Annotated in this window: 24 protein-coding genes and 1 pseudogene; 9 read left to right on the top strand and 16 right to left on the bottom strand. The window is 74.8% G+C overall.

Annotated elements, in window-relative coordinates; translation table 11 throughout:
* Positions 1 to 69: 69 nt before the first annotated feature.
* The gene (locus tag KIK08_RS41435) at positions 70 to 924 is read right to left on the bottom strand and encodes a universal stress protein (RefSeq protein ID WP_214401106.1); all 855 of its coding nucleotides are present in this window, start codon (positions 922 to 924) and stop codon (positions 70 to 72) included.
* 120 nt (positions 925 to 1,044) lie between these two features.
* Entirely contained in the window at positions 1,045 to 1,503 is a 459-nt protein-coding gene (locus KIK08_RS01465; RefSeq protein WP_214401107.1) for a MarR family winged helix-turn-helix transcriptional regulator, read from the bottom strand.
* A gap of 199 nt (positions 1,504 to 1,702) precedes the next feature.
* On the opposite strand from KIK08_RS01465, the gene KIK08_RS01470 reads away from it, so the two are divergent.
* The 3 genes from KIK08_RS01470 (at position 1,703) to KIK08_RS01480 (ending at position 4,286) form a co-directional block, all read left to right on the top strand.
* Complete coding sequence (locus KIK08_RS01470; RefSeq protein ID WP_214401108.1) at positions 1,703 to 2,584, top strand: slipin family protein; 882 nt, start codon at positions 1,703 to 1,705, stop codon at positions 2,582 to 2,584.
* Entirely contained in the window at positions 2,581 to 3,486 is a 906-nt protein-coding gene (locus tag KIK08_RS01475; protein WP_214401109.1) for a universal stress protein, read from the top strand. The genes KIK08_RS01470 and KIK08_RS01475 overlap by 4 nt, the downstream gene beginning before the upstream one ends.
* A gap of 422 nt (positions 3,487 to 3,908) precedes the next feature.
* Positions 3,909 to 4,286: a hypothetical protein gene (locus KIK08_RS01480; protein WP_214401110.1), complete on the top strand. Its 378-nt coding sequence runs from the start codon at positions 3,909 to 3,911 to the stop codon at positions 4,284 to 4,286.
* Positions 4,287 to 4,302: 16 nt separating this feature from the next.
* On the opposite strand, the gene KIK08_RS41295 is transcribed toward KIK08_RS01480, so the two are convergent.
* The 3 genes from KIK08_RS41295 to KIK08_RS01495 are packed head-to-tail and all read right to left on the bottom strand — an operon-like array spanning position 4,303 to position 6,531.
* Positions 4,303 to 5,556, bottom strand: coding sequence for a PucR family transcriptional regulator (locus KIK08_RS41295; RefSeq protein WP_408004615.1), 1,254 nt, complete (start codon positions 5,554 to 5,556; stop codon positions 4,303 to 4,305).
* A 54-nt stretch (positions 5,557 to 5,610) separates the two neighbouring features.
* A complete protein-coding gene (locus KIK08_RS39400) occupies positions 5,611 to 6,003 on the bottom strand; it encodes a TraR/DksA family transcriptional regulator (protein WP_250556085.1) in 393 nt (130 codons plus the stop codon).
* Between the two features lie 45 nt (positions 6,004 to 6,048).
* Positions 6,049 to 6,531 (bottom strand): GreA/GreB family elongation factor, encoded by a 483-nt coding sequence (locus KIK08_RS01495; RefSeq protein ID WP_214401111.1) that lies wholly within the window; start codon positions 6,529 to 6,531, stop codon positions 6,049 to 6,051.
* Positions 6,532 to 6,843: 312 nt separating this feature from the next.
* Between KIK08_RS01495 and KIK08_RS01500 the strand changes: the two genes are divergently transcribed.
* The 3 genes from KIK08_RS01500 (at position 6,844) to ygiD (ending at position 10,500) form a co-directional block, all read left to right on the top strand.
* Positions 6,844 to 8,109 carry an NAD(P)/FAD-dependent oxidoreductase gene (locus KIK08_RS01500; RefSeq protein ID WP_214401112.1) on the top strand — a complete coding sequence of 422 codons (1,266 nt, stop codon included), beginning with the start codon at positions 6,844 to 6,846 and terminating at the stop codon, positions 8,107 to 8,109.
* A 91-nt stretch (positions 8,110 to 8,200) separates the two neighbouring features.
* Positions 8,201 to 9,466: an NAD(P)/FAD-dependent oxidoreductase gene (locus KIK08_RS01505; protein ID WP_214401113.1), complete on the top strand. Its 1,266-nt coding sequence runs from the start codon at positions 8,201 to 8,203 to the stop codon at positions 9,464 to 9,466.
* Positions 9,467 to 9,621: 155 nt separating this feature from the next.
* A complete protein-coding gene (ygiD, locus tag KIK08_RS01510) occupies positions 9,622 to 10,500 on the top strand; it encodes a 4,5-DOPA-extradiol-dioxygenase (RefSeq protein ID WP_214401114.1) in 879 nt (292 codons plus the stop codon).
* A gap of 51 nt (positions 10,501 to 10,551) precedes the next feature.
* On the opposite strand, the gene KIK08_RS01515 is transcribed toward ygiD, so the two are convergent.
* Together KIK08_RS01515 and KIK08_RS01520 are read right to left on the bottom strand one after the other, a co-directional pair.
* Positions 10,552 to 12,681 (bottom strand): MMPL family transporter, encoded by a 2,130-nt coding sequence (locus KIK08_RS01515; protein ID WP_214401115.1) that lies wholly within the window; start codon positions 12,679 to 12,681, stop codon positions 10,552 to 10,554.
* Positions 12,682 to 12,798: 117 nt separating this feature from the next.
* Entirely contained in the window at positions 12,799 to 13,302 is a 504-nt protein-coding gene (locus tag KIK08_RS01520) for a general stress protein (protein WP_214401116.1), read from the bottom strand.
* A gap of 98 nt (positions 13,303 to 13,400) precedes the next feature.
* On the opposite strand from KIK08_RS01520, the gene KIK08_RS40795 reads away from it, so the two are divergent.
* Positions 13,401 to 13,859 carry a MarR family winged helix-turn-helix transcriptional regulator gene (locus KIK08_RS40795; RefSeq protein WP_214401117.1) on the top strand — a complete coding sequence of 153 codons (459 nt, stop codon included), beginning with the start codon at positions 13,401 to 13,403 and terminating at the stop codon, positions 13,857 to 13,859.
* A 63-nt stretch (positions 13,860 to 13,922) separates the two neighbouring features.
* On the opposite strand, the pseudogene KIK08_RS42150 reads toward KIK08_RS40795, so the two are convergent.
* From KIK08_RS42150 to KIK08_RS01550, 5 genes and pseudogenes are all read right to left on the bottom strand, one after another.
* Positions 13,923 to 14,285: pseudogene (locus tag KIK08_RS42150) on the bottom strand (SPW repeat protein); the annotation flags it as partial.
* 18 nt (positions 14,286 to 14,303) lie between these two features.
* Positions 14,304 to 14,594 (bottom strand): PASTA domain-containing protein, encoded by a 291-nt coding sequence (locus KIK08_RS01535; RefSeq protein WP_214401118.1) that lies wholly within the window; start codon positions 14,592 to 14,594, stop codon positions 14,304 to 14,306.
* Positions 14,595 to 14,702: 108 nt separating this feature from the next.
* Positions 14,703 to 17,810 carry a putative bifunctional diguanylate cyclase/phosphodiesterase gene (locus KIK08_RS01540; RefSeq protein WP_214401119.1) on the bottom strand — a complete coding sequence of 1,036 codons (3,108 nt, stop codon included), beginning with the start codon at positions 17,808 to 17,810 and terminating at the stop codon, positions 14,703 to 14,705.
* Positions 17,811 to 17,998: 188 nt separating this feature from the next.
* Entirely contained in the window at positions 17,999 to 18,949 is a 951-nt protein-coding gene (locus KIK08_RS01545; RefSeq protein WP_250556086.1) for a DUF808 domain-containing protein, read from the bottom strand.
* 118 nt (positions 18,950 to 19,067) lie between these two features.
* Positions 19,068 to 19,349, bottom strand: coding sequence for a hypothetical protein (locus KIK08_RS01550; RefSeq protein WP_214401121.1), 282 nt, complete (start codon positions 19,347 to 19,349; stop codon positions 19,068 to 19,070).
* A gap of 130 nt (positions 19,350 to 19,479) precedes the next feature.
* Between KIK08_RS01550 and KIK08_RS01555 the strand changes: the two genes are divergently transcribed.
* Entirely contained in the window at positions 19,480 to 20,739 is a 1,260-nt protein-coding gene (locus KIK08_RS01555) for a benzoate/H(+) symporter BenE family transporter (protein ID WP_308257320.1), read from the top strand.
* Between the two features lie 9 nt (positions 20,740 to 20,748).
* Here the strand turns inward: KIK08_RS01555 and KIK08_RS01560 are convergent, their stop codons facing one another.
* Positions 20,749 to 21,771, bottom strand: coding sequence for an NADPH:quinone reductase (locus KIK08_RS01560; protein ID WP_214401123.1), 1,023 nt, complete (start codon positions 21,769 to 21,771; stop codon positions 20,749 to 20,751).
* Positions 21,772 to 21,832: 61 nt separating this feature from the next.
* On the bottom strand, positions 21,833 to 22,525 hold the full coding sequence (locus KIK08_RS01565; protein ID WP_214401124.1) for an SDR family NAD(P)-dependent oxidoreductase: 693 nt from the start codon (positions 22,523 to 22,525) through the stop codon (positions 21,833 to 21,835).
* 147 nt (positions 22,526 to 22,672) lie between these two features.
* Between KIK08_RS01565 and KIK08_RS01570 the strand changes: the two genes are divergently transcribed.
* The gene (locus KIK08_RS01570) at positions 22,673 to 23,413 is read left to right on the top strand and encodes a DUF899 family protein (RefSeq protein ID WP_308257321.1); all 741 of its coding nucleotides are present in this window, start codon (positions 22,673 to 22,675) and stop codon (positions 23,411 to 23,413) included.
* A 20-nt stretch (positions 23,414 to 23,433) separates the two neighbouring features.
* Here KIK08_RS01570 and KIK08_RS01575 read toward each other — a convergent pair whose 3' ends face one another.
* Both KIK08_RS01575 and KIK08_RS01580 read right to left on the bottom strand, forming a co-directional pair.
* Positions 23,434 to 23,787: a Rieske (2Fe-2S) protein gene (locus tag KIK08_RS01575; RefSeq protein ID WP_214401126.1), complete on the bottom strand. Its 354-nt coding sequence runs from the start codon at positions 23,785 to 23,787 to the stop codon at positions 23,434 to 23,436.
* 24 nt (positions 23,788 to 23,811) lie between these two features.
* Positions 23,812 to 24,879, bottom strand: a complete 1,068-nt coding sequence (locus KIK08_RS01580; protein ID WP_308257322.1) for an NAD-dependent epimerase/dehydratase family protein — start codon at positions 24,877 to 24,879, stop codon at positions 23,812 to 23,814.
* Positions 24,880 to 24,923 lie beyond the last annotated feature (44 nt).

A 24,923-nucleotide genomic window follows, 5' to 3' on the forward strand; every position in this document is an offset into this window, starting at 1 on the left:
GCAGAGTGCGGATGTGTTGCCCCGTACAGATTGCCGAACTTCAGCAGTCCGAGCGGGTGAGTGCCGGGGTCAGGCGGAGGTGTCGGCAGGTCGGGTGACCAGGACCGGGCACGGGGCGTACTGCACCAGCACCTGGCTGGTGGAGCCCAGCAGCATGCCGCTGAACCCGCCGTGCCCGCGGTGGCCGACGACCAGCAGCCGCGCGGATTCGGCTTCCCCGAGCAGGGCGCGGACCGGCTGGTCGGGCAGGACCCGGGACTCGACCGCCACCCCGGGGTGCGCCGGCCGGTGCACGGCCAGGCGCTGGGCCAGCAGGTCCTCCGCCCGGGCGGCGAGCGTGCTCCAGTCCTCGGTCAACCGGACGACCGAACCGCTCGGCCCGGGCACCACGTCGCTCCACGTGTGCACCGCGACCAGCCGGGCGCCCCAGCCGGCCGCGATGGCGAACGCCTCGGCGAGCGCGGCGTCACTGGTCGGCGACCCGTCCACGCCGACGACGACCGGTCCCTGCTGGGGTGGCGCGGCGTCGGGGGAGCCGCCCCGGACGACCGCGACCGGGCAGGCGGCGTGGGTGACCAGCGCGAGGGCGACCGAGCCGGCGAGCATGCCCGGGTAGGCGTCCGCGCCCCAGCCGCCGACCACGACGAGCCGGGCCTGCCGGGCGGAGTCGAGCAGCAGCGTGGCCGGCGTACCGGGCTGCACGCGAACCTCGATCTCGGCGGCCCCGCGCCGCCGGACGTCGTCCGGCAGCCGGTCGAACCACGGGGGAGGCCCGGCCGGGTCGGTCCCCGCGGGCACCGCGTGCACGACGGTCAGGCGCGTCCCTCGGCGGGTCGCCTCCCGCGCCGCCCACTGCGCCGCGTGCCACGCGGACGTCGACCCGTCGACCCCCACGACCACTGATCCGCCTTCGGCACCGGACACTGCCCCTCCTCGCGGACTGTGGCTGCGGGGGACACTAGCGCGCCTGGTCCGCCGTCCGCAGTGCCCGGGACGGTCGGGACGCCCCTGCGCCGGGTCCTCGGTCGCGTCCTGGGTGGACGTTCAGCCGGCGGCGTCGTCGGGCGCACCCTCCGGCGCGTCGCTCCACGCGGGCAGCGTGAGCACGGGCTGGAGGCGGTGCAGCTCCGCGCGGTGCAGGGCGCTCAGCCGGGCGAGGACGCGCTCGCCGTGGTCGGTCAGCAGCACCCGCACCAGGCGGCGGTCGTCCGGGTCGGGGGCACGCGCGACCAGCCCCTCGGCCTGCGCCCGGTTGACCAGTTCGACCACGCTGTGGTGGCGCAGCTGGAGGCGGTCGGCGACTTCGCGAACCGTCGCCCAGTCGCGGCCGGGAAAGCCCTTGAGCGCGAGCATCAGCTGGTACTGCTGCGGGGTGAGCCCGTCGCGGCGCACGGTCTCCTCGCTGAAGCGCAGGTAGCGGCGGATCCCGAAGCGGAAGCGGGCGAGCGCCTCGAAGTCGTGCTTGGACAGCGGTGCCGATCCCGCGTCGTCGGCCGCCGTCATCCTCCGCGCCACCTCGTTCCCCGCAATGTTGACCGCAATGTTCCCGGCAATGCGTCCGCGCCGTGATCGTATCGTACTACGATGTATCGTGTTACGATAGGAATCGGTAGCTGGTCGGCCCTGGCCGTCGCCGTGACGGCGGGCGCTGGTTTGGACGGCGTGGCGGGTTCGACCGCACCGGGTGGGACTGGAGGACGACATGCTCATCACGCTGATCGTGCTGGCCATCGCCGCAGCCGTGCTGCTGGTCGCGAGCGGTGCCCGGATCGTCAAGCAGTACGAGCGGGGCGTGGTGTTCCGCTTGGGTCGGGTCCTTCCCGAGACGCGCGGCCCGGGGCTCGCGCTGCTCGTCCCGTTCGTCGATCGGCTGCGCAAGGTCAGCATGCAGATCGTCACCCAGCCCGTCCCCGCCCAGGACGGCATCACCCGCGACAACGTGACGGTCCGCGTGGACGCGGTCCTCTACTACCGCGTCGTCGACCCGGTGCGGGTGGCGGTCGACGTGCAGGACTACAGCTCGGCGGTGCTGCAGGTCGCGCAGGCCTCGCTGCGCTCGATCATCGGCAAGAGCGAGCTGGACGACCTGCTGTCCAACCGGGAGCGGCTCAACCAGGGCCTGGAACTGATGATCGACAGTCCGGCGGTCGGGTGGGGCGTGCACATCGACCGCGTGGAGATCAAGGACGTGGCGCTGCCCGAGTCGATGAAGCGGTCGATGTCGCGGCAGGCCGAGGCCGAGCGCGAGCGGCGGTCCCGGGTGATCACGGCCGACGGCGAGCTGCAGGCCTCGCGGACGATGGCGCAGGCCGCCGAGGTGATGTCCGAGCACCCCGCCGCGCTGCAGTTGCGGCTCCTGCAGACCGTCGTCGAGGTCGCCGCGGAGAAGAACTCCACGCTGGTGCTGCCCTTCCCGGTGGAGCTGCTGCGCTTCCTGGAACGCACCACACCCGCCGGCGACGCGGCCCGGCCCACCGAGAAGCCCGCGGAGCCCGAGAAGCCCGCGGTCGCAGCGCGCCGACCGGACCCCGAGCACGGCAACGGCGTCGTCGCCGCACCGCCCGCCGGGACCGTCCCGCGATGAGCGGCGGTCCGGCCCTGGTCGTCGTGGCCGTGGACGACGCGGGCACCAGCGACGAGGCGGTGGAGTGGGCGGCGGCCGAGGCTGCGGTCCAGCGGTGCCCGCTGCACCTCGTGCACCGGGCCGGCCCCGCGGCGGTCGGCGATCCCTGCGGCCTCACCCTGCCGGTCACCGCGCCGCAGCCGGACACGGACGCCGACCTGGTGCTGGCCGACGCGCTCGACCTTGCCCGCCGGATCGCCCCGGACGTCCCGATGTCCGCCCGGCCGATCACCGGCCCGCTCGCCCCGGCGCTGCTCGCCGAGACCCGCCGCGCGCGGCTGCTCGTGCTCGGCGGGCGCCCGCACTGCCGCCTGCGCCAGCTGCTGGTCGGCTCGGTGCCCGTGGCGGTGGCCGCCGCGGCGGCCTGCCCGGTGGTCATCGTGCGGGCCCGCGCGAAGGCCGATGGCGGGCAGCCGGGCCCACCACGGGTCGTGGTGGGGATCGACGGCGGCGCGGTGGACGCGGCCGCCATCGGCTTCGCCTTCCGGGCGGCCCGCCAGCGCTGCATCCCGCTGACCGCCGTGCACGCCTGGTCGCCGGACCTGCCGGCCGACCTCGACGCCCCGGCCGTCCGCGCAGCGGACGCCGAGCGGCTCGCGCGTCGCGTCCTCGACCGCGCCCTCGCGCCATGGCTGCCGCTGTACCCGGACGTGGTGGTGCGCGCCGAGCTCGTCCCGGCGCGGCCCGGCAGCGCCCTGGTCGCCGGGTCGCACGGAGCTGCCCTGCTGGTCGTCGGCAGTCGGGGGCGGGGCCCGGTGGTGGGCGCGCTGCTCGGCTCGGTCGGCCAGATCGCGCTGCGCCGCGGCCGCACGCCGCTGGCCATCGTTCGCGCTGGTAGCGCTCCCGTCGCGCACGCGTCCTGACGGCGTCGCCCGCGGGGCGAGGACGGCTGACCGACGGTGAGGGCCCGAAGGGCGCGACATTGCCGGCACCCGGCAACACGACGGGTTCGGCTCTGCGATGCTCGACCGTGGTGGCGCGACCGGATCGACGAGAACATGGAATCGATCCGAGAAAGTCCAGTGCACCGCCCGAGAGAGGGAAGAACAATGCCGCACCCCGCCTCCGTCGCGATTCCCCGAGCGACCAACGGAAATCCGTCCCATTCGGCTGTTCGGACGTCGGTCGCGCGCCTGTCGGTGCGGCCCGTCGGGACCGCGGAACCGAGCGGCCACCTGATCGACATCGTCGAGGAGTGGGGCCAGCAGTCGTTTCCCGCGAGCGATCCGCCGGCCAACTGGTGAGAGGGCTGGTGAGAGGACCGCTGAGGAAGGAGGTACCGCAGATGGGTACGGCGACTGTGGACGAAGCCCGGTTTGCCTCGGTGCGGGAGCGGGAGCAGGTCGTGCTCGCACTGGTCGCGCACCAGGTCGCCGACCTGGCACGCACCATCCCCTACCTGGTCGCCGACGTCCGTCGGCGGTTGGGGGAGGTGGCCGGGCCAGGGGAGGCCGACGTCGTGATCGACCTCTCGGCGGTGCCGCCGGCCCCGGCGTGCGCGCCCCTGCTGCTGCTCTTCCGGCTCGTGCGCCGGCTCGTGGGCCCGGCCGCGCGGGTGCTGGTCACCGGCGTCGCGCCGGCTCTGTCGGCGTGCCTGGTGTCCGGGCTCCCGGACGGGGTGGTGCTGGTCGACCGGAGCGGGCGGCACTGGTCGGGCTCGTAGATCGGGACGGGCGGGGTCAGGACGGGCCCGGCACCTCGTCCGGCCAGCCCAGCAGCCGGGCGCCGAGGGTGGCGGCCTGGATGGTGAACCGCTGGGTGGGGTCGGTGGGGTCGTGGCCGGTCAGGTGGTGGATGCGGTCGAGGCGGTAGGTGACCGCGCGGGGGGATAGGTGCAGCCTGCGGGCCGTCTCGGTGGTGACGCCGCCGGTGGCGAAGTAGGCCTCCAGGGTGGTGAGCAGGGGGTCGGCGCCGCCGCGGGCGTCGACCAGCGGGCCCAGGACGCTGTGCACCAGGTCGGTGATGGCGGGTTGGTCGCGCAGCAGGACGCGGTAGATCAGCAGTTGGTCGGCGTGGATCACCGGGGCGGTCAGTTTCAGCCGCACGGCCGTGTCGAGGCCGTCGCGGGCCTCCTCGTAGGAGCGGGGGATGCCGTAGGAGCCCGGGTGCGCCCGGCCGACCGCCACCCGCCACGGCCCGCCGCGGGGGGCCCGACTCAGCTCGGCGTGCAGGAAGTCGCCCAGGCGGCGGGTGGGGTCGGGTGGGTCGGTGGGGGCGATCACCACGATCCAGCCGTCCTTCGTGGCCACCAGGACCTCGCGGTCGCCGACCCGGTTGACCACGGCGCGTTCCAGGTCGCTGATGACGGGGTCGGCGCCGTCGAGGGGGTGGGTGGGCGCGGCGAGGGCGACCTGGTGCGGGCGGGCCATGTCGAGGCCGAAGGGCTCGGCCCGCTCGACGAGGCGGGCGACGTCGGCGTCGCCGCGCAACAGGTCCTCGATGAACTCGCGGCGCTGGTTCTCCTCCCAGCGCACCTGCTGGCGGCGGGCGTCGGTGTAGCCCTGGGCGAGGCGCGCGACGGCGGCGTCGACGACGAACAGGACCGCGTCGGTGGCGGTGCGCACGACCTCGCTGTCGGAGGAGCGCACGACGATCGGCAGCCGGGTCCACATCAGCCGCGCGGCGGACAGGTACAGCTGCACGACGCTGCCCGCCGAGACGCCCGTCTGCGCGGCCCGCCTGCCCTGCTCGGCGACGGCGTCGAGCTCGGTGCCGTGCGGGCGCCTGCCGCTCACCGCGGCGTCGGCGAGCAGGGCGAGGTAGTCGCCGAGCAGCTCGGCGGGAACCCCGACGTCGCGGGCCGCTCGCTGGGCCACCTCGGCCAGCCACGTGCTGTCGGACCGGGCCGGGAGCGCGCCGGTGTGCTGCTGCTGGTCCACCATGGCCGTCCTCCCGCCGTCTCCCGCCGAGATGGTGCTCGTCACCGCGACCATCGCACGCCGAGGGCGCGAGGCGCCCAGGGCATGCCCGGCGCGGCGCAGATCGACTCAGCGCGCGTCGTCGACCGCGGTGGCCTGGCAGGCCGGGCAGAGCCGGGTCCGGGGGATCGCCTGCAGCAGCACCCAGGGGATCGGCCCCGCGCACCCCCGGCAGCGCGTGTAGCGCCCCTGCCGCATCGCGGCCAACGCGTCGTCGATGTCGGTCAGGGCGCGGCGCGCACCGTCCAGCACGGCGGCCCGCACCTCGGCCAGCGCGGTGCCGTCCGGGTCGACGGCCGCGGACGGCGGGACGGCCAGCTGCTCGACGCGGAAGCGGCGCTCGGCCTGCAGCGCGGCCCGCAGCCCGGCGAGCTGCGGCGGATCGGGCTCGCGCCGGCCGGGACGCCGGCCGGGACGGCGGCCGGGTCTCTGCGGCGGCGGGCGGTGCGTGGTGACGGGCACGGCGACCTCCTCGGGTCGACGGGTGGTCCGGAGCGGAGCAGGGGATCAGGGGTGGTGGGCGCCGTAGGGCACCGCGCGCAGCAGCGTGACCCGCATGTCGCGGCCGTCGGGCAGCGCGTAGCGGCGCCGCTCGCCCTCGCGCGCCCCGACCAGCGCCCGCCCCAGCGGGGAGTCGGGCGAGCAGGTCTCGACGCCGGGGTTCGCGCTGTCGTCGCGGTGGGCGAGCAGGAACGTCTCGGGATCGGGGTCGTCGTCGAACCGGACGGTGAGCACCATCCCGGGCTCGGCGACGCCGTCGTCGGGGGGCGTGCTCACCTGCGCGTCGCGCAGGATCTCCTGCAGCCGCCGGATCCGGGCCCGCTGCTCGCGGCGGTCGTCGAGCGACTTCTGCTCGGACAACGGGTCGCCGGTGTCGCGCACGTCCGCGCGCGCTGGCGGCGCCTGGGTGTGTCGCCGTACAAGCTCGGTCAGCTCGGCCTGCAGCCGCTCGTGGGCGTCCCGGGTCAGCCAGACCTGTGCTCTGCTCATCGATCCTCCTCTGGTGGGCGCCGGGCCGAGGGCGTACGGGTGCGCGGGCGGACGTGCCGCGGCGCGACCCGGCCCGTCGGCGACGGCCACCGTGCGGGCCAGGCACAGCCAGAGCTACCACGCTTCGGCAACCTGCGGCCACACGCTGGAGAAAGGCTGCCGGTCGTCGGCAGCGAAGACGGCGGAGTGTTGCGGAGCGCGCACCCTGCCGGCCACGTCGGACCACCGCACAGTGGTGGAAAGGGCGTGCAGCCGCGTGCCCAGGTCGATCGCGCACGCCGAGCGACCGGGCTGGAGACGAGGAGCAAGGGGATGTCGAGCGAACAGGTGCGACCGCGCCGGGGTGGCGCGGGGGTGGCTGTGGTGGGGGCCGGGATGGTGGGCCTGTCCACCGCGTGGTTCCTGCAGGAGCGCGGGATCGACGTGGAGGTGCTCGAACGGCGCACTCCGGGTGCCGGCGCCTCGTGGGGCAACGCCGGCTGGCTGGCCCCGGCGCTGACCACCCCGCTGCCTTCACCCGACGTGCTCGGCTACGGGATGCGGGCGGTTCTCGACCCGGCCTCGCCGGTGTACGTGCCGATCAGCGCCCGCCCGGCGCTGTGGCGGTTCCTGACGGGGTTCGCCCGCCACTGCACCCCCGCCCGCTGGACGCGGGCGATGACGGCGCTGCGACCGCTCAACGAACGGGCGCTGGACGCCTTCGACGAGCTCGCCGCCGGTGGCGTCGACGCCGACACCCCCGTCGCCGACCCGTTCCTGGCCTGCTTCCACGGGTCCGACGGGCAGCAGGCGATGCTCGCCGAGCTCGCCGAGCTGGCCGAGCTCGGGCAGAAGGCCGGGTTCGAGGCCCTCGACGGGGCCGAGGCCCGCCGCCGCAACCCCGCCCTCACCGAGCACGTCACCGCCGCGGTGCAGTTGCACGACCAGCGCTTCATCGATCCGCCCGCCTTCGTGGCCGCGCTGGCCCACGCGGTTGCCCGGCGCGGCGGGCGGTTGCGCCTCGGCTGCGAGGTGCGCAGCGTGTACGACCAGGTCGACGGCGTCCGCGTCGAGACCACGTCGGGCCGGCGCCGCTACGACGCGGTGGTCCTGGCCCCCGGCGCGTGGATGCCCGACCTCGTCGGGCGCCTCGGCGTGCGGGTCCCGGTGCAGGCCGGGCGCGGCTACAGCTTCAGCGTCGCCGCCGACACCCCGCTGCCGGGCCCGGTCTACCTGCCCGACCAGCGGGTCGCCTGCACGCCCCTGGGCGGGCGGCTGCGGATCGCCGGGATGATGGAGTTCCGCGGCCCCGACGACCCGCTCGACCCGCGCCGGGTGCGGGCCGTGGTCGAGGCGGCCCGCCCGTTCTTCACCGGGCTGCGGCTCGACGACCGCCGCGACGAGTGGGTCGGGTCGCGGCCCTGCACCCCCGACGGGCTCCCGCTGGTCGGGCGCACCCTCGTACCGCGGGTGTACGCCGCGGGCGGGCACGGCATGTGGGGCATCGTGCTCGGCCCGCGCACGGGTCAGCTGCTCGCCGAGGCCGTCGCGACCGGTCGCGTGCCCGACGACCTGCGCCCGCTCGACCCGCTGCGCTGATCCGGCGCGCCGCCGGGGTTTCCGCGGGGCGGATGCGTGGTAGGCAAGCACGTCCGCGTTCCGCCGGACGAGTGCCGAGGAGGTCGCCGCGATGGGTGGTGCACGACCGGCGAGGCCGCGGGTGGTCGTGGTCGGGGGCGGTTTCGCGGGGTTGGCCGCCGCGCGCGAGCTCAGCGGCGCCGACGTCGACGTCCTGCTGCTCGACCGCGACCCGTACAACACCTTCCAGCCGCTGCTGTACCAGGTCGCGACCGGGACGCTCAACCCCGGCGACGTCACCTACGCCCTGCGCGCCTTCGCCGGCCGCTTCGACAACGTGCGGTTCCAGCGCGCCCGCGTCGTCGACGTCGACCCGGCCGCCCGACGGGTGCACCTCGAGAGCGGGGGCGAGGTCGGCTACGACTACCTCGTCCTCGCCTGCGGGGTCACCGCGAACTACTTCGGGATCCCCGGCGCCGCCGAGCACGCCCGCACCATCTACCGCCGGAGTGGCGCGATCGGGGTCCGGGACCGGCTGCTGAGCAACCTGGAGGCGTTCGCCCAGGACCACGCGGACGCCGCGGAGCCGGTGGTCGTCATCGTGGGTGGCGGACCGACGGGCGTGGAGATGGCCGGAGCGCTCGCCGAGCTCCGCAACACCGCCCTGCCACTGGCCTACCCGGAGGTGGACCCGCGGCGGGTGCGCGTGGTGCTGGTCGAGATGGCCGACGACGTGCTGGGGCCGTTCGACCCGTCCCTGCGCTCCTACGCCGCTCGCGCGCTGCGCGAACGCGGGGTGGAGCTGCGGCTGGGGGTCGCGGTCAAGGAGGTCCACCGCGATTGCGTCCTGCTCGGCGACGGGGAGCGGGTGCCGGCGGCGGCCACGATCTGGGCCACCGGGGTCAAGGTCGACGACGACGTCTCCCGGTGGGGCCTGCCCCAGGGGCGGGGTGGGCGCATCCAGGTCGGTCCCGATCTGCGCGTGGAGGGCCATCCCGAGGTCTTCGCCGTCGGCGACGTCGCCGCCGGTCGCGACGAGGCGCTGCCGCAGCTGGCGCGCCCGGCCATCGACGGCGGCCGGCACGCCGCCGCCCAGGTCCGCCGCATCCTGGCGGGACTGCCGACCGAACCGTTCGTCTACCGCGACCGCGGCGTCTCGGCGACGATCGGCCGCAAGGACGCGGTGATCGAGCTGCCCTTCGGGGTGAAGGTGCGCGGCCTGCCCGCCTGGCTCGGGTGGGTCGGGATCCACGTCATCATGCTGATGGGCGGGCGCAACCGGGTGGCCACCATGGTCAACCTGACGGCGCGCTACCTCACCTGGCGGCGCAGCGCCAACGTCATCGTCGGCGATCCGCCGGCCCCGCAGCGGGGCTGACCCGGCCCGTAGCGCGTGGGGACGCGTCCTGGCGTACGGCGATCGGGCGTGTTCCGCCCGGTGGGTGACCACACGGGCTACGGTCGCCACAGCTCGGCTGAGGACCCGCCCGGACGGACCGGGGCCTCGCGCGGCGGGGAAGGCGGGAGCGGCCCATGGGCGTGGACAGCGGCGTTGCGGCGGGGCTGATGCCGGCGGCGTTCTTCGGCCACGGCAACCCGATGAACGCGCTGGAGGTCAACCGGTACACCGCGGCGTGGCGGGCCTTCGGCGAGTCCGTGCCGCGGCCGCGGGCGATCCTGGTGGTCAGCGCGCACTGGTACATCAACGCCACCGCGGTCACCGCGATGCCGCGGCCGCGCACGATCCACGACTTCTACGGCTTCCCGCGGGAGCTGTTCGAGGTGCAGTACCCGGCGCCGGGGTTGCCGGAGCTGGCCGAGGAGGTCAGCGACGTCGTGCACCCGACCTGGGTCGGGGCCGACGTCGACAGCTGGGGGATCGACCACGGGACCTGGTCGGTGCTCGTGCACGCGTTCCCGGACGCCTCCATCCCGGTCGTGCAGCTGAGCATCAACGCCGACAAGAGCGCGCAGTACCACCTCGAGCTCGGGGCGAAGCTCGCGCCGCTGCGCGAGCGCGGCGTGCTGGTCGTGGCCAGCGGCAACGTCGTGCACAACCTGCGCGGCATGGACTGGTCGCTGACCGACGAGGGCTACGACTGGGCGCAGCGCTTCGACGAGGACGCCAAGCAGTGCATGCTCACCGATCCGACCGGGTTCGCGGCGCTGGACGCGCACGCCGACTACCGCACGGCCGTGCCGACGCCGGACCACTTCATCCCGGCGCTGTACCTCGCCGGGCTGGCCGGCGCCGCCGGCGAGCGGTCGGCGTCCGTGCTGGTGGACGGGTACGCCTACGGCTCGCTGTCGATGACGGCGTACACGCTGGGCCTGGACTGCGCCCGGACCGCCGAGTCGGCCGGCGCGCCGCAGGCCCCGGCGGGGGTGCCGCCGGACGGCTCCAACATCTGAGCGGGAAGCCGTCCGGCGGCGACGAGCCTCGCGTCAGTGCTTGCCGCAGGGTCAGTGCTTGCCGCGACCGAGCGCGGAGGGCCACCAGATCCGCCGGCCGATGTCGCTGGACAGTGCCGGCACCAGCAGCGACCGCACGACCAGGGTGTCGAGCAGCACGCCGAAGGCGACCAGGACCGCGATCTGCAGCAGGAACAGGATCGGGATGACCGCGAGGGCGGCGAACGTCGCGGCCAGCACCACGCCGGCCGAGGTGATGACGCCACCGGTGACCGCGAGCCCGCGGCGCACGCCCTCGCGGGTGCCGTGCCGCCGCGCTTCCTCGCGCACCCGGCTCATCAGGAAGATGTTGTAGTCCACGCCCAGCGCGACCAGGAAGACGAACGCGAACAGCGGCACGCTGGGGTCGGCGCCGGGCAGCTCCAGCAGGTCGTTGAACACGATCGCGCCGACGCCGAGGGTCGCGGCGAACGACAGCACCACGGTGGCGATCAGCAGCAGCGGCGCCACCAGGGCCCGCAGCAGCAGCGCGAGCACGATGAACACCACCAGCAGCACCGCCGGGATGACGACCAGCAGGTCGCGTTCGGCGGCCTCCTGGGTGTCGAGCTGGGTGGCGGTGATGCCGCCGACGAGCGGGTCGGCGCCGGGGACCGCGCGGACCGCCTCCCGCAGCTGCGCGACGGTGGCCACGGCCTCCTCGCTGTCCGGGGCGGCGTCGAGCACCGCGGCCAGCTCGACCCGCCCGTCCACGACCCGGTCGGCGGCGCGGCGGACCTCGGAGACGCCCTCGACCCCCGCGGCCGCGTCGACCACCCGGTCCTCGACGTCGGCGCTCGCGATGATCACGGCCGGGGCGCCGGTGCCCCCGGGGAAGTGCTGCCCGAGGACCTCCTGGCCGCGCACCGACTCGACCGCGGACTTGTCGACGAAGAAGTCCGACTGGGCGACGCCGGAGGCGCGCAGCTGCGGGACGAGCGCGGCGCCGGCCAGTAGCACCAGCGCGGTGCCCACCCAAATCGCCCGCGGGCGGCGGGCCACGGTGTCGGCGACCCGGTTCCACAGCCCGCTGCGCTCGTCGGCCTCGCTGCCGACGTGCGGGCGGAACGGCCAGAACGCCGCGCGCCCGGTGAGCAGCAGGGCCGCGGGCAGGAACGTGAGCGCGGCCAGCACGGCGGCGGCGATGCCGATGGCCGCGACCGGGCCCAGGCCGCGGTTGGAGTTGAGCCCGGACAGCAGCAGGCAGAGCAGGCCCAGGGCGACGGTGCCGGCGGAGGCCACGATGGGCTCGATGGAGGCCCGGTAGGCGGTGCGCATCGCGACCCAGGTGGAGGCGTGGCGGCGCAGTTCCTCGCGGTAGCGGGCGACGAGCAGCAGCGCGTAGTCGGTGGCCGCGCCCACCACGAGGATGAACAGGATGCCCTGGGTCTGGCCGCTGAGGGCGATGACGTCGGCCGCGGCGAGCTGGTAGACGACGAGCACCGCGAGGCACAGCGCGAGCAGCGCGCAGGACAGCACCAGCAGCGGCAGCAGCGGACTGCGGTAGACCAGCACCAGGATCAGCGCGACGACGCCGCCGGCGACCAGCAGCAGCAGCCCGTCGATGCCGCCGAACGCGGTGACCAGGTCGCCGAGCAGCCCGGCCGGGCCGGCGACGTAGACCGTGAGGCCGTCGGGCAGGCCGGTGCCCAGCGTGCTGCGCAGCTCGGTGACCACCTCGGTCAGCTGGTCGCGCAGCTCCTCGGGCACCGCGACGACGACCTGCGCGGCCTCGCCGTCGGTGGCGGGGATGGCGGGGGAGACGCGGTCGGCCAGCCCGGGCAGCGCGCCCACATCGGCGACGCGCTCGCCGATGAGGTCCAGGTCGTCGGGGGTGAGCCCGCCGGCGCGCTCGAAGACGGCGATGGCGGACACCGAGCGCTCGTCGGCGAACGCGAGCTGCGCGTCGGCGGCCCGGGTGGCCTCGGCGTCGGCGGGCAGGAAGGCGGCGTTGTCGTTGGACTGCACGTCGGCGAGCTGGCCCTGGACGGGGCCGCCGATCCCGCCGACGGCCAGCCAGACGACCACCAGCAGGGCCGGCAGGACCAGCCGCAGCCAGCGGCTCGGAGACCGCTCGGGGCTGCCGGTGTCGGGGTCGGGATCGGTGCCGGAGGTCGAACCGGCCCCGGTGAGCACGCTCATGGGAAAGCTCCATCGTGGGGGGACGGAGCAAGTATCTAGATTATCTAGCTATCTCGCTCGTCGGGGCGACGTGATCCTGTTCGCAGTCGCCGCGCCGACGTCCGCGGCCGCCGCCGGTCACGCGAAGCCGGCGGCGCGCGCCGCCTCGGCCTCGTGGCCCGCCTCGACCTGCACGGCGTACCGGTCGGCGGCGAGGCTGCGGATGCTGGGGAAGTCGCGGCGTGCAGCGGTCGCCCGGTGGACGACGAACCCGGCCACGGTGCCCCAGAACGCGCCGATCCCCAGACCGCCCAGGATCGTGGCCGGAGCACCCGCCCCGGCGATCCCGAGGGTGGCGACGGTGAAGATCAGGCCGATCATCAGGCCGACCCACGCCCCGACGACCGCTCCGACGGCCAGCGCGCGCCCCACGGCGACCCGGCCCCTCACCTGCTCGACGAGGTGCAGCCCCGTGCCCACGATGCGAACTCCGTCGACGGGGAAACCGGTGTCGGCGAGCCGGTCGACGAAGGACTGCGCCTGCGCGTAGGTGTCGAACTCGCGCAGGGTCCTGGAAGTCGGGCCGGAGGTCGGGCTGGGGCTGGGGGTGGGGGTGGGGGTGGGGGTGGGGGTGGGGGTCATCGGTTTCCTCCTCGTCGTCGGGGTGGTCCTGCTGTCGACATCCAATACAGTTGGGCCCTCCCATCCAACTGAATGCGAGCTGCGGGGATCGAGGACGCATGGTGGAGCACGGGGACACCGGCCGTCGGGTGCAGGAGGCGGTCGTCCGGGTCGTGCGCTGGGCGAACCGCCCCGACGTGCGCGCGGCGCTGCTGGGCGAGGCGGGCCGCGAGCTGTCGGTCAACGACGTGCACCTGCTGCGTGCCGTGGTGGCGAACGGGCCGGTGCGCGTCTCCGACCTGGCCGACTGGCAGGGTGTGGACAAGTCGACCATCAGCACGCAGGTCCGGCGGTTGGAGGAGCGGGAGCTCGTCGCCCGCCGTCCCGACCCGGTCGACCGGCGCGCGGTCCTGCTGAGCGCCACCGCCCGCGGGCGCCGGCTGCGCCGGCGCATGGACGACGCCGCGGCCGCGCTGATCGACGAGCACCTGAGCGGGTGGCCCGCCGACGACCGCGCGGCCTTCGCGGAGCTGTTCGGCAGGTTCGCCCGCGAACTCTCCGGCGGCCGCGACGGGTGAGCGACCCGCGACCGCGCGGCGCGGGGCGCCATCGCGGTCGGGCACGAAGGTGGACAGCGCCACCGCGGCCACCGCCGCACCCACGAGATAGGCGTTCCAGGCGGCGCCGGTCCGGTCGAGGAAGCCCAGGACCGCCGGGCTCACGGCCAGCGCCGCCCCGAGGGCGACCAGGACGCGGCGAGCGCCCGCGCGTTCGGGGCGCGACAACGCCCGGATCGCCGTGCCGATGACGGCGAGGCCGCCGACCTCGGCGACCAGCACGGTCAGCGCCGCGTCGCCTGCGTTGCTGAACAGCGGAACGAGCAGGAGGTAGGAGCCCAGCGCGAGGCTCGTCCATTCCCGCCATCGTGCGGGGGCAGTCATCGGGTACCTCCTGGTCCTCGGGGTCCACCTCGTCCAACGGGCGCTAACGTTGGTTTGTTCCATCCAACTATATGGCCGCCGTCACGAGTGCAGGGTGGACCGGGGACCGGTGGCCGAGCGGTCGGTCAGGACGGCACCGCGGGCTCGTCGCGGTGTCGGGACCGGCGCCCGGTCGTGGCCGCCCTCGTCGACGACGACGCGGACGGTGTCCGCGGGGTCGGGCTTCAGGCCCGCGGCGGGTTGCTGGTCGACGACGACGCCGGCGATCGGCAGCGGGCGGGTCGGGTCGGCGGAGGCGAGCACCAGCCGCGCCCTGAGGGCCGGCGCGTGCGCGTCGATGAGCGTGAGCCCGACCAGCGCCGGGACCAGCACGGTCTCCTCGTGGTGCAGCGGTACCCCACCTCGGTCGACGAGCGCGGCTCTCGTCCAATGTGGTGGGACGAGCGCCGCTTTCGTCCGGGCCAGGACGTGGTGGTGCCGTCAGCTGACGGTGGTGATCGCGGTGGTGGTGTCGTTGAGCCAGTGGTGGGCGTCGGCGGCGCTGACCGGGGTGGAGAAGAGGTAGCCCTGGGCGAGCTGGCAGCCGACGAGCAGCAGGGCGTCGCGCTGGGCGGGTGTCTCGACGCCCTCGGCCACGACCGGGAGGTCGAGTGCGTGGGCGAGGTGGACGATGGTGCGCACGAGCGCCGTCTGGCGGGGGGAGCTCTCCATGCCGTCGACGAAGGAGCGGTCGATCTTCAGGCTGTCCACGGAGTGCAGGCGGAGGTAGTCCAGCGAGGCGAAGCCGGTGCCGAAGTCGTCGAGCGCGATGCGGATGCCGTGGTGGCGCAGGGCGGCGAGGTTGGTCGCGACCTGCGGGTCGTCGGCGAGCAGCGCGGTCTCGGTGATCTCCAGGACGAGGTGGTCGGCGCTGGTGCGGTGGCGCGCGAGCGCGCCGAGGACGCGCGCGACGAAGTCCGGGGCGCGCACCTGGTGGGCGGAGACGTTGACGTTGACCCGCACCGGGCGCCGCCGCGGCTGCCGGTGCCACGCCGTGAGGTCGCGGAGTGCGCGGTCGAGCGCCCACTCGCCCAGCGGCATGATCAGCCCGGTCTGCTCGGCGATGGGGATGAACTGGGTGGGCGGCACGGTCCGGCCGCGGGGGTCGGTCCAGCGCAGGAGCGCCTCGAAGCCGATCGTCTGACCGCCGCCGAGGTCGACGATGGGTTGGTAGTTCAGGTGGAACTCGCCGGCGTCCAGCGCGTGGCGCAGCTCGGTCCGGACCGTGATGCGGTCGACCGCGGCCAGGCTCATGTCCGGCTCGTAGCGGTGCCAGCGGTTCTTGCCGGCCTCCTTGGCGGCGCGCAGGGCCAGGTCGGCGCGGCGGAGCAGCTCGCTGGGCCCCACGACCGCGCCGGTGGTGGTGCTGTCGACGCTGGCCAGCCCGACGCTCGCGGAGATGGTCAGGCCGCCGGCCACGGCGAACGGGGCCTCCAGCGCTCCGACGACGTGCGCGGCCAGCTGGTCCAGGTCGTCCTGCCGGTCGCTGTCGTCCTGGCCGACGTCGTCGACGAGGACGGCGAACTCGTCACCGCTGAGCCGGGCCACGGTGTGCGGCGGCTCCAGCATGTCGCAGAGCCGGCCGGCGACGGCGAGCAGGAGCTCGTCGCCGACGGCGTGGCCCATGGCGTCGTTGATCAAGGTGAAGTCGTCGAGGTCGAGCAGCAGCACGCCGACCCGCACGCGGTTGCGCTCGGCGTCGAGGCGGGTGAGCGCGCGTTCGACGCGCTCCTGGAACAGCACCCGGTTGGCCAGGCCGGTGAGCGCGTCGTGGAAGGCGCGATCGGTCAGCTCGCGCTGCAGGCGGCGCTGCTCGCTGATGTCGCGCAGGGTGAGCACGATGGCGCGCACCGCGGGATCGTCGCGCAGGTCGCGGTAGGAGACCTCGACCTCGATGCGGTCACCGTCGGTGCGCACGACCCGGTAGTTGCGGGTGCTGTACTCCGACACCCCGGAGCTGGCCGCCAGCGCCAGGGCGTGCTCCGCGGCCTCCCGGTCGCGCGGGTCGACCAGGTCCAGCACGCGGGTGCCGACCACCGAACCCGGTCCGAGCACGGCCGAGGTCGACGGGCTGGCGTCCTGGACCCGGCCGTCGTCGCCGACGATGAGGATCACGTCGTTGGCGTGGTGGACCAGCGTGCGGAAGTACGCCTCGGTGTCGCGCCGGTTCATCTCCCCGACCAGCCGCACCCGTTCGACGGCGAGGGCGGCCAGCGAGGCGAGCACCTCCAGCGCGCCCCGCAGGGCGAGCAGGGCCGGCTCGTCGGCCGCGACCACGAGCCGGCCGACCGGCACCCCCGGTTCGGGGTCGTCGCGCGGCACCAGCGGGCAGACCAGCGCCGCGGGTAAGCCGCGCGCGACGTCCGCGGCCGGGGCGTCCAGGGCGTCGATCCCGCGCAGCGCGCTCGACCCCGACGGCGCCCGGGTCGGTGCGGAGGACGCGGCGGGGGTCGCCTCGGCGGGGGAGTCGGCCGGCACCAGCAGCGCCGTGCGGTGGACCTCCCCGTTCGGGAGGAGCTGGGAGACGGCGTCGCGCGTCGCGGCGGCGACGGCGTCGAGGTCGGTCGCCGCGACCAGCGCGGCCCCGACCGACCGCAGCGTCCGCTCGCGCGCCATGGCCCGTTGGTGCCGGACGACCATCTCCGAGAGCCGCAGCAGCAGGAGCAGCAACAGCGCGGCCGAGCACACCGCGATCATCGGCCCGTGCCGGACGTCGCCGGTGAGCGCGTCGACCAGCAGCGCGGTCGGCACCACGAGCGAGGCCACCGCCAGCAGCGCCAACCGGCGCAGGTCCAGCTCGGCCGGTGAGCGGCGGCTGCGGACGGTCAGCTCGACCATCGACGGGTGCAGCGCCGCGCAGCCCCACGCCGCGTGGAAGACGACCCAGCCGACGTCATACGCGCGGGTCAGCGGCCACGATCCGGCCAGCTGGCCCAGGCCGTGGAGCACGTCGGACACCAGCATCGCTACCGCGCCGAGCGCCAGCAGCAGCGCGGCGGGGGAGCGGTGGTCGACGATCAGCAGCCGGGCCAGGACGACCAGCAGCAGGACGTCACCGAGCGGGTAGCCGATCGAGACGACCTGGCCCAGCCACGAGGGGCCGGAGTCCGTCACGGCGGGGACGATCAGCGAGATCCACAGCACCGGCGCCAGGGCGACGGTGAAGCTCAGCGCGTCGAGCAGGCTCGCCCAGTCCCGGCCGTTGGTGCGGTGCCGCACCAGCAGCAGCAGCCCGCCCGCCGCGAGCGGGTACATGAGGAGGTGGTACGCGTCGGCGGCCGACGGGTAGGTGTAGCTCGCCCCGAGCGACGTCCGCAGCGCCGCGTAGGTGGCGTTGCCGATGCCGAACACCGCGATCGCGGAGGCGAGCAGCCACCACGCCGCCGGGTGCGCGGGGCGGTGCGCGACCGTGCCGGCCACCACCGCCACCACGCCGCCGACGGCGAAGACGCTCCACAGCGCGATGTGCGCCGTCGGCAGGGCGCAGACGGCGACCGTGCCGGCCAGGACCCAGGCACCGAAAGCGGCGAACGCCGTGCTCGATCGCATTTCGGCTCATCCTTCCGACCGGCACCCGCGCCCGTCCGTCGTCCCGGACGACGAGCGTGCCACGTGGGTCCGCACCGCGGTGGCACATGACACGATCGAGAGCAGGTGGTTGGGACAGGACGGGGAGCGGCCGTACGGGAGCGGGGCGAAACCGGTGGGCACCTTACGCCGCGCCCGCGGGCCGGTGCTCAGGCGGTGTGCCCGGCGGGGGTCGTCGACCGGCGCCGGCGCAGCCGCCGCACCAGGGCGACCGCGGCCACGACGACCGCGCCCACCAGCAGCCCGAGCACCGCGGAGGCCAGCGTGTTGGTGATCCAGGCCAGCAGCCCGCCCAGCGCGCCGGTCGCCGCGTGGACGGCCTCCTCGGCGTGGTGGACGACGTCGTAGGGCCACGACCAGCCCAGCTCGTCGAGCCCGACCAGGATGATGTGGCCGCCCACCCACAGCATGGCGACGATGCCGAGCGTGGACAGGAAGGCCAGCACCTTGGGCATCGCCCGGACGAGCATCGTGCCGGAGCGCTTGCTGAACGCGGAGGGGCGCTCGGCGAGGCGCAGGCCGATGTCGTCCATCTTCACGATCAGCGCGACCGCGCCGTAGACGATGGCGGTGATGAGGAACGCGACGAGCACGAGGATCAGCGCCCGGCTCCAGAACGCCTCCTCGGCCACCTCGTTGAGCGAGATGACCATGATCTCGGCGGAGAGGATGAGGTCGGTCCGGATGGCGCCCCGGACCATCGTGTTCTCCTGGTCGGGGCCGGACATGGCCGCCGGGGTGTCGTGGTGGCCGTGGCCGGACACCTTCTCCCAGACCTTCTCGGCGCCCTCGAAGCACAGGTACGCGCCGCCGACCATCAGGATCGGGGTGAGCAGCCAGGGCAGGAACTGGCTCATCAGCAGGATGATCGGCAGGATGATGAGCAGCTTGTTGCGGATCGAGCCGACGGCGATCCTGCGGACGACCGGCAGTTCCCGCTCGGCGGCGAAGCCCTGCAGGTAGCGCGGGGTCACGGCGGCGTCGTCGACGATCACCCCCGCCGCCTTGGCGCTGGCCCGGCCGGCGGCCGCGCCGACGTCGTCGATCGAGGCCGCCGCCAGCCTGGCCAGCGCGGCGATGTCGTCCAGCAGAGCTGCCAAGCCGCCCGGCACAGCGGACCTCCAGTCCCAGCACCCGCGTGCTGCCAGCGCACTTTAACGACTCTTTAGGCGCGCTGCCGCCCGGGTGCCGATGGCCGGGAGGTGACGGCCCGTCCGGTCAGGACCGGGCCGAGGGCAGCGCGGGTCGCGCTTCGCCGCGGTCGCGCTGGTCAGGACGACCCGCGCTGATGTAGTCGTAGATCCGCTCGCTCACGCGCGGGTCGCGGCCGGTGGCGGGGCGCCGCGCGCACTCGGCGGATCCGTTGCCGGCGTGTGTGGCGCCGGAGTGCTTCGTCATGGCGGTGCCTTCCCAGGAGCGCGCGGCATCAGCATTGCTCGATCCGATGCTCGACGAGGATGCCTGCCCGCGGCCCGCCTGCACATGCAGATGAGTGTGCATCTGCACAAGAGGGTGGACGGTCGCTCCGTACGTCGAGCGGCCGAGGCGCCGCGCTACGGTGCCCGTCGACCGCGACGGGGTCGACAGTAGAGCGGACCGGAGGGTGATGACAGGCGGCGGGGACGGGGAAGTGAGCGCTCCGACGGGGCCGACGGCGCGCCGGCACCTGGTCGAGCGGCCGGTCCGCCCGTTCCCCGGGCTGCGCGGGTTCGCCCGCGACATCGGTCCGCTCTACGCCGCGAACGGCCTGATCGGGTTGGTCTTCGCGGGCACGGGGCCGGTCGCGGTGATCCTCGCCGTCGGTGCGCAGGGCGGGCTGTCCCAGACCCAGCTGGCGTCGTGGATCTTCGGGGCGTTCTTCCTCAACGGGGTCCTCACCGTCGCGGCCTGCTGGATCTACCGCCAGCCGCTGGCGTTCTTCTGGACGATCCCCGGCGCGGTCCTGCTCGGGCCGGCGCTGGGGCACCTCGCCTGGCCGGAGGTGGTGACCGCGTTCGTGGTCACCGGCCTGCTGATCGTCGTGCTGGGCCTGACCGGGTTGGTCCGCCGCGCGATGGCGATCGTGCCGATGCCGATCGTGATGGCGATGGTGGCCGGGGTGTTCCTGCGGTTCGGGGTCGACCTGGTGCGGTCGCTGCGCGACGACGCGGCGATCGCGGCCCCGATGGTCGTGGTGTTCCTGCTGCTCAGCGCCCTGCCCGTGATCGGGCGACGGGTGCCGCCGATCATCGCGGCGCTGGTCGCCGGCGTGCTCGCGGTCGCCGTCTCCGGGCGCTTCGCGCCGGGGGCCGGCGCCGAGTGGCTGGCCGCTCCGGTGCTGCAGGCGCCGCAGTGGTCCTGGCAGGCGGTGCTGGAGCTCGTCGTCCCGCTGGCGATCACGGTGCTGGTCGTGCAGAACGGCCAGGGGGTGGCGGTGCTGCGCGCGGCAGGGCACGAGCCGCCGGTCACCGCGATCACGCTCGCCTGCGGCGGCTGGTCGCTGCTGGGCGCGGCGGTCGGGGCGGTGTCGACCTGCTTGACCGGTCCGACGAACGCCCTGCTCGTGGCCTCGGGGAAGCGGGAGCGCCAGTACACCGCCGGCGTGGTCTGCGGGCTGCTGGCGATGGTGTTCGGGCTGTTCGCGCCGCTGTTCACCCGGCTGATGCTGGCGATGCCGGGCGCGTTCATCGCGGCCCTCGGCGGGCTGGCCATGCTGCGGGTCCTGCAGACGTCGTTCGTCACGGCGTTCGGCGGCCGGTTCGGCTTCGCCGCCCTGATCACGTTCGTGGTGACCGTGTCCGGGGTCGAGGTCCTCAGCATCGGGTCGCCGTTCTGGGGGCTGGTCGCCGGGTTGGCCGTCGGGTGGCTGCTGGAGCGCCCCGACTTCGCCGAGCCCGGGACCTCGCCCTGAGCGGGACCCTCAGAGGTCCGCGACGCGGATCAGGACCTTCCCCACGGTGCCGGCCTCGACGGCGTCGTGGGCCGCCGCCGTCTCCTCCAGCGGGAACCAGGTGAGCGGGAGGCCCGCCTCCGCCCCGACGGGCAGGGCGCCGTCCGCGAGCGCCGCGGTGACGTCGGCCGTGGCGGCCTCGAGCGCCTCCGTGCCCACGGTGTAGAGCAGCACGCCCTGGAAGCGCAGGTTCTTGGCGAAGCCGGCGCGGGTGGGGAGGCGGAACGCGTCGCCGCCGTCGTCGGCGTAGAACGCGATCGAGGCGTGGTTGGCGGCGACGGCGACGTCGATCTCCGCGTTGGCCGCGACGGAGACCTCCACGATGTGGTCGACGCCGTCGGGCGCGACGCCCAGGACGCGCTCGACCACGTCCTCGGTCCGGTAGTCGACCACGTGGTGCGCGCCGGCCGCGCGGGCGAGAGCCCCCTTCTCCGCGGAGCTCACGGTCGCGATCACGGTGGCGCCCGCCCAGCGCGCGAGCTGGATCGCGGCGTGCCCGACCGCCCCGGCCCCGCCGGCGACCAGGACGGTCCGCCCGGCCAGCGTCCCCGGCGAGAGCCGGGTCGGGCCGTCCCCGTGCACCGTGAGCGCGCGGTGCGCGGTGAGGGCCGGCACCCCGAGGCTCGCGCCGACCGCGAAGTCGACGCCGTCGGGCAGCGGCACCGCTCGCGCCGCCGGCAGCACCACCTGCTCCTGCGCCGTGCCACCGGCCTGCTCGTGCTGGGTGAGGTAGAGCCAGACGCGGTCGCCGACGGCGAGGTGGGTGACGTCCCGGCCGACCTCGTCGACGACGCCGGCGCCGTCCTGGTTCGGCACGACCTCGGCGAAGGCGCCCCGGCGGCCGCCGCCGCTGCGGGCCTTCCAGTCGGTGGGGTTCACGCCGGAGACGGCGACGCGCACGCGGACCTCGTCGGGACCCGGTGCGGCGGCTTCCCTGTCGACGAGGGAGAGCACGGCGGACGACCCGGACGCCGAGTACACGACTGCCTTCATGTCGCTGGGAACCCCGCGGGCGGTCGGGGCATTCCGCCCGGCACTGCATGAGCCGTCACGGTCAGGCGTTGCCGTAGACGGGCAGCAGGGCACCGCTGATCGGGGCGGCCGCCGGCCCGGCCAGGAACGCGATCACTTCGGCGATCGCGCGCGGCGCCACCGCACGGGCCGCGAGGTCCGGCGGCATCCACGTCCGGTTGGCCGGGGTGTCGATCACCGAGGGGAGTACGGCGTTGACCCGGATGCCGTGCGGGCGCAGTTCCTCGGCCAGCAGTTCGGTGATCCGCACGACGGCGGCCTTGCTGGTGGCGTGCGCGACCGGGGCCGGGCCGCCGACCGCGGTCTTCGACCCCACCGTGACGATCGCGCCCCCGCCGGCCGGCGTCATCCGGGCGGCGGCGGCCTGGCAGCACCACAGCACCGAGGCGACGTTCGAGGAGATCATCTGCTGCCACAGCTCCTCGGTGAGCTCGGCCAGCGAGCTGGGCCGGAAGCCGCCGGCCAGGGCCACCAGGGTGGTCGGGGTGCCGATCGCGTCGACGGCCTCGAACACCGCGCGCACCTGTTCACGCGACGAGAGCTCGCCCGCGACCGGGTGCACGCCCGGCTGCCGGGCCACCTCGTCGAGGCTGTCGCCCGGCCGGTCGACGGCCACGACCTCATGGCCGGCCTCGCGGAACCGGGCCACGACCGCGCGCCCGAGCGCGCCGGCCGCTCCGGTGACGACGACCAGGCCGTCGGGGCTGTTGTCCATCCGAACCTCCTGCAGCAGTGGGTGCCCGCCACTGTGCTGGACGGACCCGCGGAGGTCGACGCGGCGTCCCGCCACCGTTGACGCAACTCGATGATTGCTATACGTTGTGTCGCAACCAACCGGTTGCAATCAACGCTTGGAGGGATCGTGAACGACCAGACACCCGGCACGGGCCTGCCGCCCGTGGTGGACAGGACGACCTGGCAGCAGGCGCGGGACGCGTTGTTCGCCCGCGAGAAGGCGCACACCCGTGAAGGCGACGCGATCGCCGCGGCCCGACGACGGCTGCCGATGGTGGAGGTCGACGCCACCACCGAGGTCATCGGCCCGGACGGGCCGATCACGCTCCTTGAGGTGTTCGAGGGCCGTCGCCAGCTCATCGCCTACTTCCACGCCTGGTGGCCCGACCAGCCCGCCGCCGAGCAGTGCGAGGGCTGCACGTTCTTCAACAGCCAGGTCCGCGAGCTGTCCTACATCCACTCCCGCGACGCCACCTACGCCGTGCTCTGCAAGGGCCCCTACCCCGAGAGCGTGCGCTACCGGGACTTCCTGGGCCTGGAAATGCCCTGGTACTCGGTGGAGAAGACCGCGGCGCAGCTACTGGAGGGCCGGGACTGGCAGCGCCACCACCTGGTCTGCTACGTCCGCGACGGCGAGCGGGTGTTCGAGACCTACTACACCGGCGGTCGCGGCGTCGAGGTCATGGCCCCCACCCACGGGCTGCTGGACATGACCGTCCACGGACGCCAGGAGACCTGGGAGGACTCGCCCGAGGGCTGGCCCCAGCCCTGGGGCAGCGCCGGGAACCCCCAGGTCTGGCGCACGAACGGACGCCCCATCGTCCAGTGGGCCCGGGTCGAGGCCGGCCACTCCGACGCGCTGACCTGAGCCGGGCACCGCCTCGCCCGCTACTCGACCGTGATCCGCCCGGCCCGGCGCACGACCCGCCCGATCCGCAGCCGCAGGTGCTTGGCGTAGGCCTTGACCAGCGCGCTGTAGCCGGGGGTGGGGCCGCGGTAGAAGAAGAAGCCCCGCGGCCCGTCGACCATCTCGCCGGTGCGCACGTCGTACCGGCTGGCGTGCCAGGGGCAGACCAGGCACCCGTCGGCGTCCACGTGGCCCTTGCTGAGGTCGGCCAGCTGGTGGCGGCAGCGCGGCGAGACCGCGAAGTCCTCGCCGCGGCTCGTGCCGACGGCCCACCGGCCCACGCGGCGCACCTCGCCGGCGGTGGTTCCGGTCCTGGACGGGGACTGCTCGGACATCGTCATCTCCTGTGGTGGTGGGGGTCAGGTGTGCTTGCGGTGCGCCGCGGGGCCCCGGCGCACGAGCGCGGCGAGCTCGGCCGCGACCGACCGGCGCCGCAGCGCGGGGCTGCTGGTGGCGGCGGTGTCGGCCATCCCGGCGACCACTTCGGCCAGCGCCGAGACGGCGTCGACCGAGGGCGACCAGTCGAGCTCGCGGCGGGCGCGGGTGGTGTCGACCAGCGGCGCGGCGAAGGCGAGGTCGATCCAGCCCGGGTCGAGCGGCTGCAGGCGGGCGTGCCAGCTCGCCCAGGTCGCGGCGCGCAGCACCGGCCGCGGCAGGTGCACGGCCCGCGCCCCGAGCACTTCCGCGATGGTGTCGCGGGTGACCGGTGGCGGGGCCATCAGGTTGAACGGGCCGGTCGCGCGCCGCAGCAGCACGCGCTCGACGGCGTCGGCGACGTCGTCGGTGTGCACCAGCGGCACGACCAGCGACCGGTCCACCGGGAGCAGCGGAACGTGGCGCAGCAGCGAGGCCGGGACGAAGGGCGGCACGCCGTAGCGCAGCAGCGCGCTGCCGGAGTCGCGCTGCACGATCAGCCCGGGGCGCAGGCGGGCGACGGCCGGGCCGTCGGGGTGGCGGCGCTCGTGCTCGTCGAGCAGCCGCTCGGCGGCGACCTTCTCCCGGCTGTAGGCCAGCGAGTCGATGCCCCCGGTGGGCCAGCGCTCGTCGACGGCGCGGCCGTCGGCGGGACCGGGGGAGTAGGCACCAACCGAGGACATGTGCACCAGGTGCGGGACCCCCTCGGCGCGGGCGGCGTCGAGCACGGCGCGGGTGCCGCCGATCCCGGCGCGGTCCAGGTAGGCGGTGTCGTGGGAGGGCTGGAACATCCAGGCCAGGTGCACCACCGCGTCGGCGCCGCGGAACACCGGCCCGAGTGCCGTCGCGGCGTCGGGAGCGGCCAGGTCCAGTGCCGTCCAGGCGACGTCCCGGTAGGGCTGTCCGTCCCGGGGAGGGCGACGGGCGACGCCGGCGAGGTCGTGCTCGGTGGGGTCGCGCTGGAGCCGGCGCAGCAGCGCCGTACCCACGTTGCCGCTGGCTCCGGTGATCACGATGCGCACGATCCGGCGTGCCCGGTCAGGCGCGGCGCAAACCG

The organism is Pseudonocardia lacus (genome assembly GCF_018531445.1).
Lineage (GTDB): Bacteria > Actinomycetota > Actinomycetes > Mycobacteriales > Pseudonocardiaceae > Pseudonocardia > Pseudonocardia lacus.

Excerpts from the sequence above, each read along its gene's own strand:
- KIK08_RS01465 (WP_214401107.1), bottom strand. The coding sequence starts at position 1,503 with ATGACGGCGGCCGACGACGCGGGATCGGCACCGCTGTCCAAGCACGAC.
- KIK08_RS01470 (WP_214401108.1), top strand. The coding sequence starts at position 1,703 with ATGCTCATCACGCTGATCGTGCTGGCCATCGCCGCAGCCGTGCTGCTG.
- KIK08_RS01475 (WP_214401109.1), top strand. The coding sequence starts at position 2,581 with ATGAGCGGCGGTCCGGCCCTGGTCGTCGTGGCCGTGGACGACGCGGGC.
- KIK08_RS01480 (WP_214401110.1), top strand. The coding sequence starts at position 3,909 with ATGGGTACGGCGACTGTGGACGAAGCCCGGTTTGCCTCGGTGCGGGAG.
- KIK08_RS41295 (WP_408004615.1), bottom strand. The coding sequence starts at position 5,556 with ATGGTCGCGGTGACGAGCACCATCTCGGCGGGAGACGGCGGGAGGACG.
- KIK08_RS01495 (WP_214401111.1), bottom strand. The coding sequence starts at position 6,531 with ATGAGCAGAGCACAGGTCTGGCTGACCCGGGACGCCCACGAGCGGCTG.
- KIK08_RS01500 (WP_214401112.1), top strand. The coding sequence starts at position 6,844 with ATGTCGAGCGAACAGGTGCGACCGCGCCGGGGTGGCGCGGGGGTGGCT.
- KIK08_RS01505 (WP_214401113.1), top strand. The coding sequence starts at position 8,201 with ATGGGTGGTGCACGACCGGCGAGGCCGCGGGTGGTCGTGGTCGGGGGC.
- ygiD (WP_214401114.1), top strand. The coding sequence starts at position 9,622 with ATGGGCGTGGACAGCGGCGTTGCGGCGGGGCTGATGCCGGCGGCGTTC.
- KIK08_RS01515 (WP_214401115.1), bottom strand. The coding sequence starts at position 12,681 with ATGAGCGTGCTCACCGGGGCCGGTTCGACCTCCGGCACCGATCCCGAC.
- KIK08_RS01520 (WP_214401116.1), bottom strand. The coding sequence starts at position 13,302 with ATGACCCCCACCCCCACCCCCACCCCCACCCCCACCCCCAGCCCCAGC.
- KIK08_RS40795 (WP_214401117.1), top strand. The coding sequence starts at position 13,401 with ATGGTGGAGCACGGGGACACCGGCCGTCGGGTGCAGGAGGCGGTCGTC.
- KIK08_RS01540 (WP_214401119.1), bottom strand. The coding sequence starts at position 17,810 with ATGCGATCGAGCACGGCGTTCGCCGCTTTCGGTGCCTGGGTCCTGGCC.
- KIK08_RS01550 (WP_214401121.1), bottom strand. The coding sequence starts at position 19,349 with ATGCACACTCATCTGCATGTGCAGGCGGGCCGCGGGCAGGCATCCTCG.
- KIK08_RS01560 (WP_214401123.1), bottom strand. The coding sequence starts at position 21,771 with ATGAAGGCAGTCGTGTACTCGGCGTCCGGGTCGTCCGCCGTGCTCTCC.
- KIK08_RS01565 (WP_214401124.1), bottom strand. The coding sequence starts at position 22,525 with ATGGACAACAGCCCCGACGGCCTGGTCGTCGTCACCGGAGCGGCCGGC.
- KIK08_RS01575 (WP_214401126.1), bottom strand. The coding sequence starts at position 23,787 with ATGTCCGAGCAGTCCCCGTCCAGGACCGGAACCACCGCCGGCGAGGTG.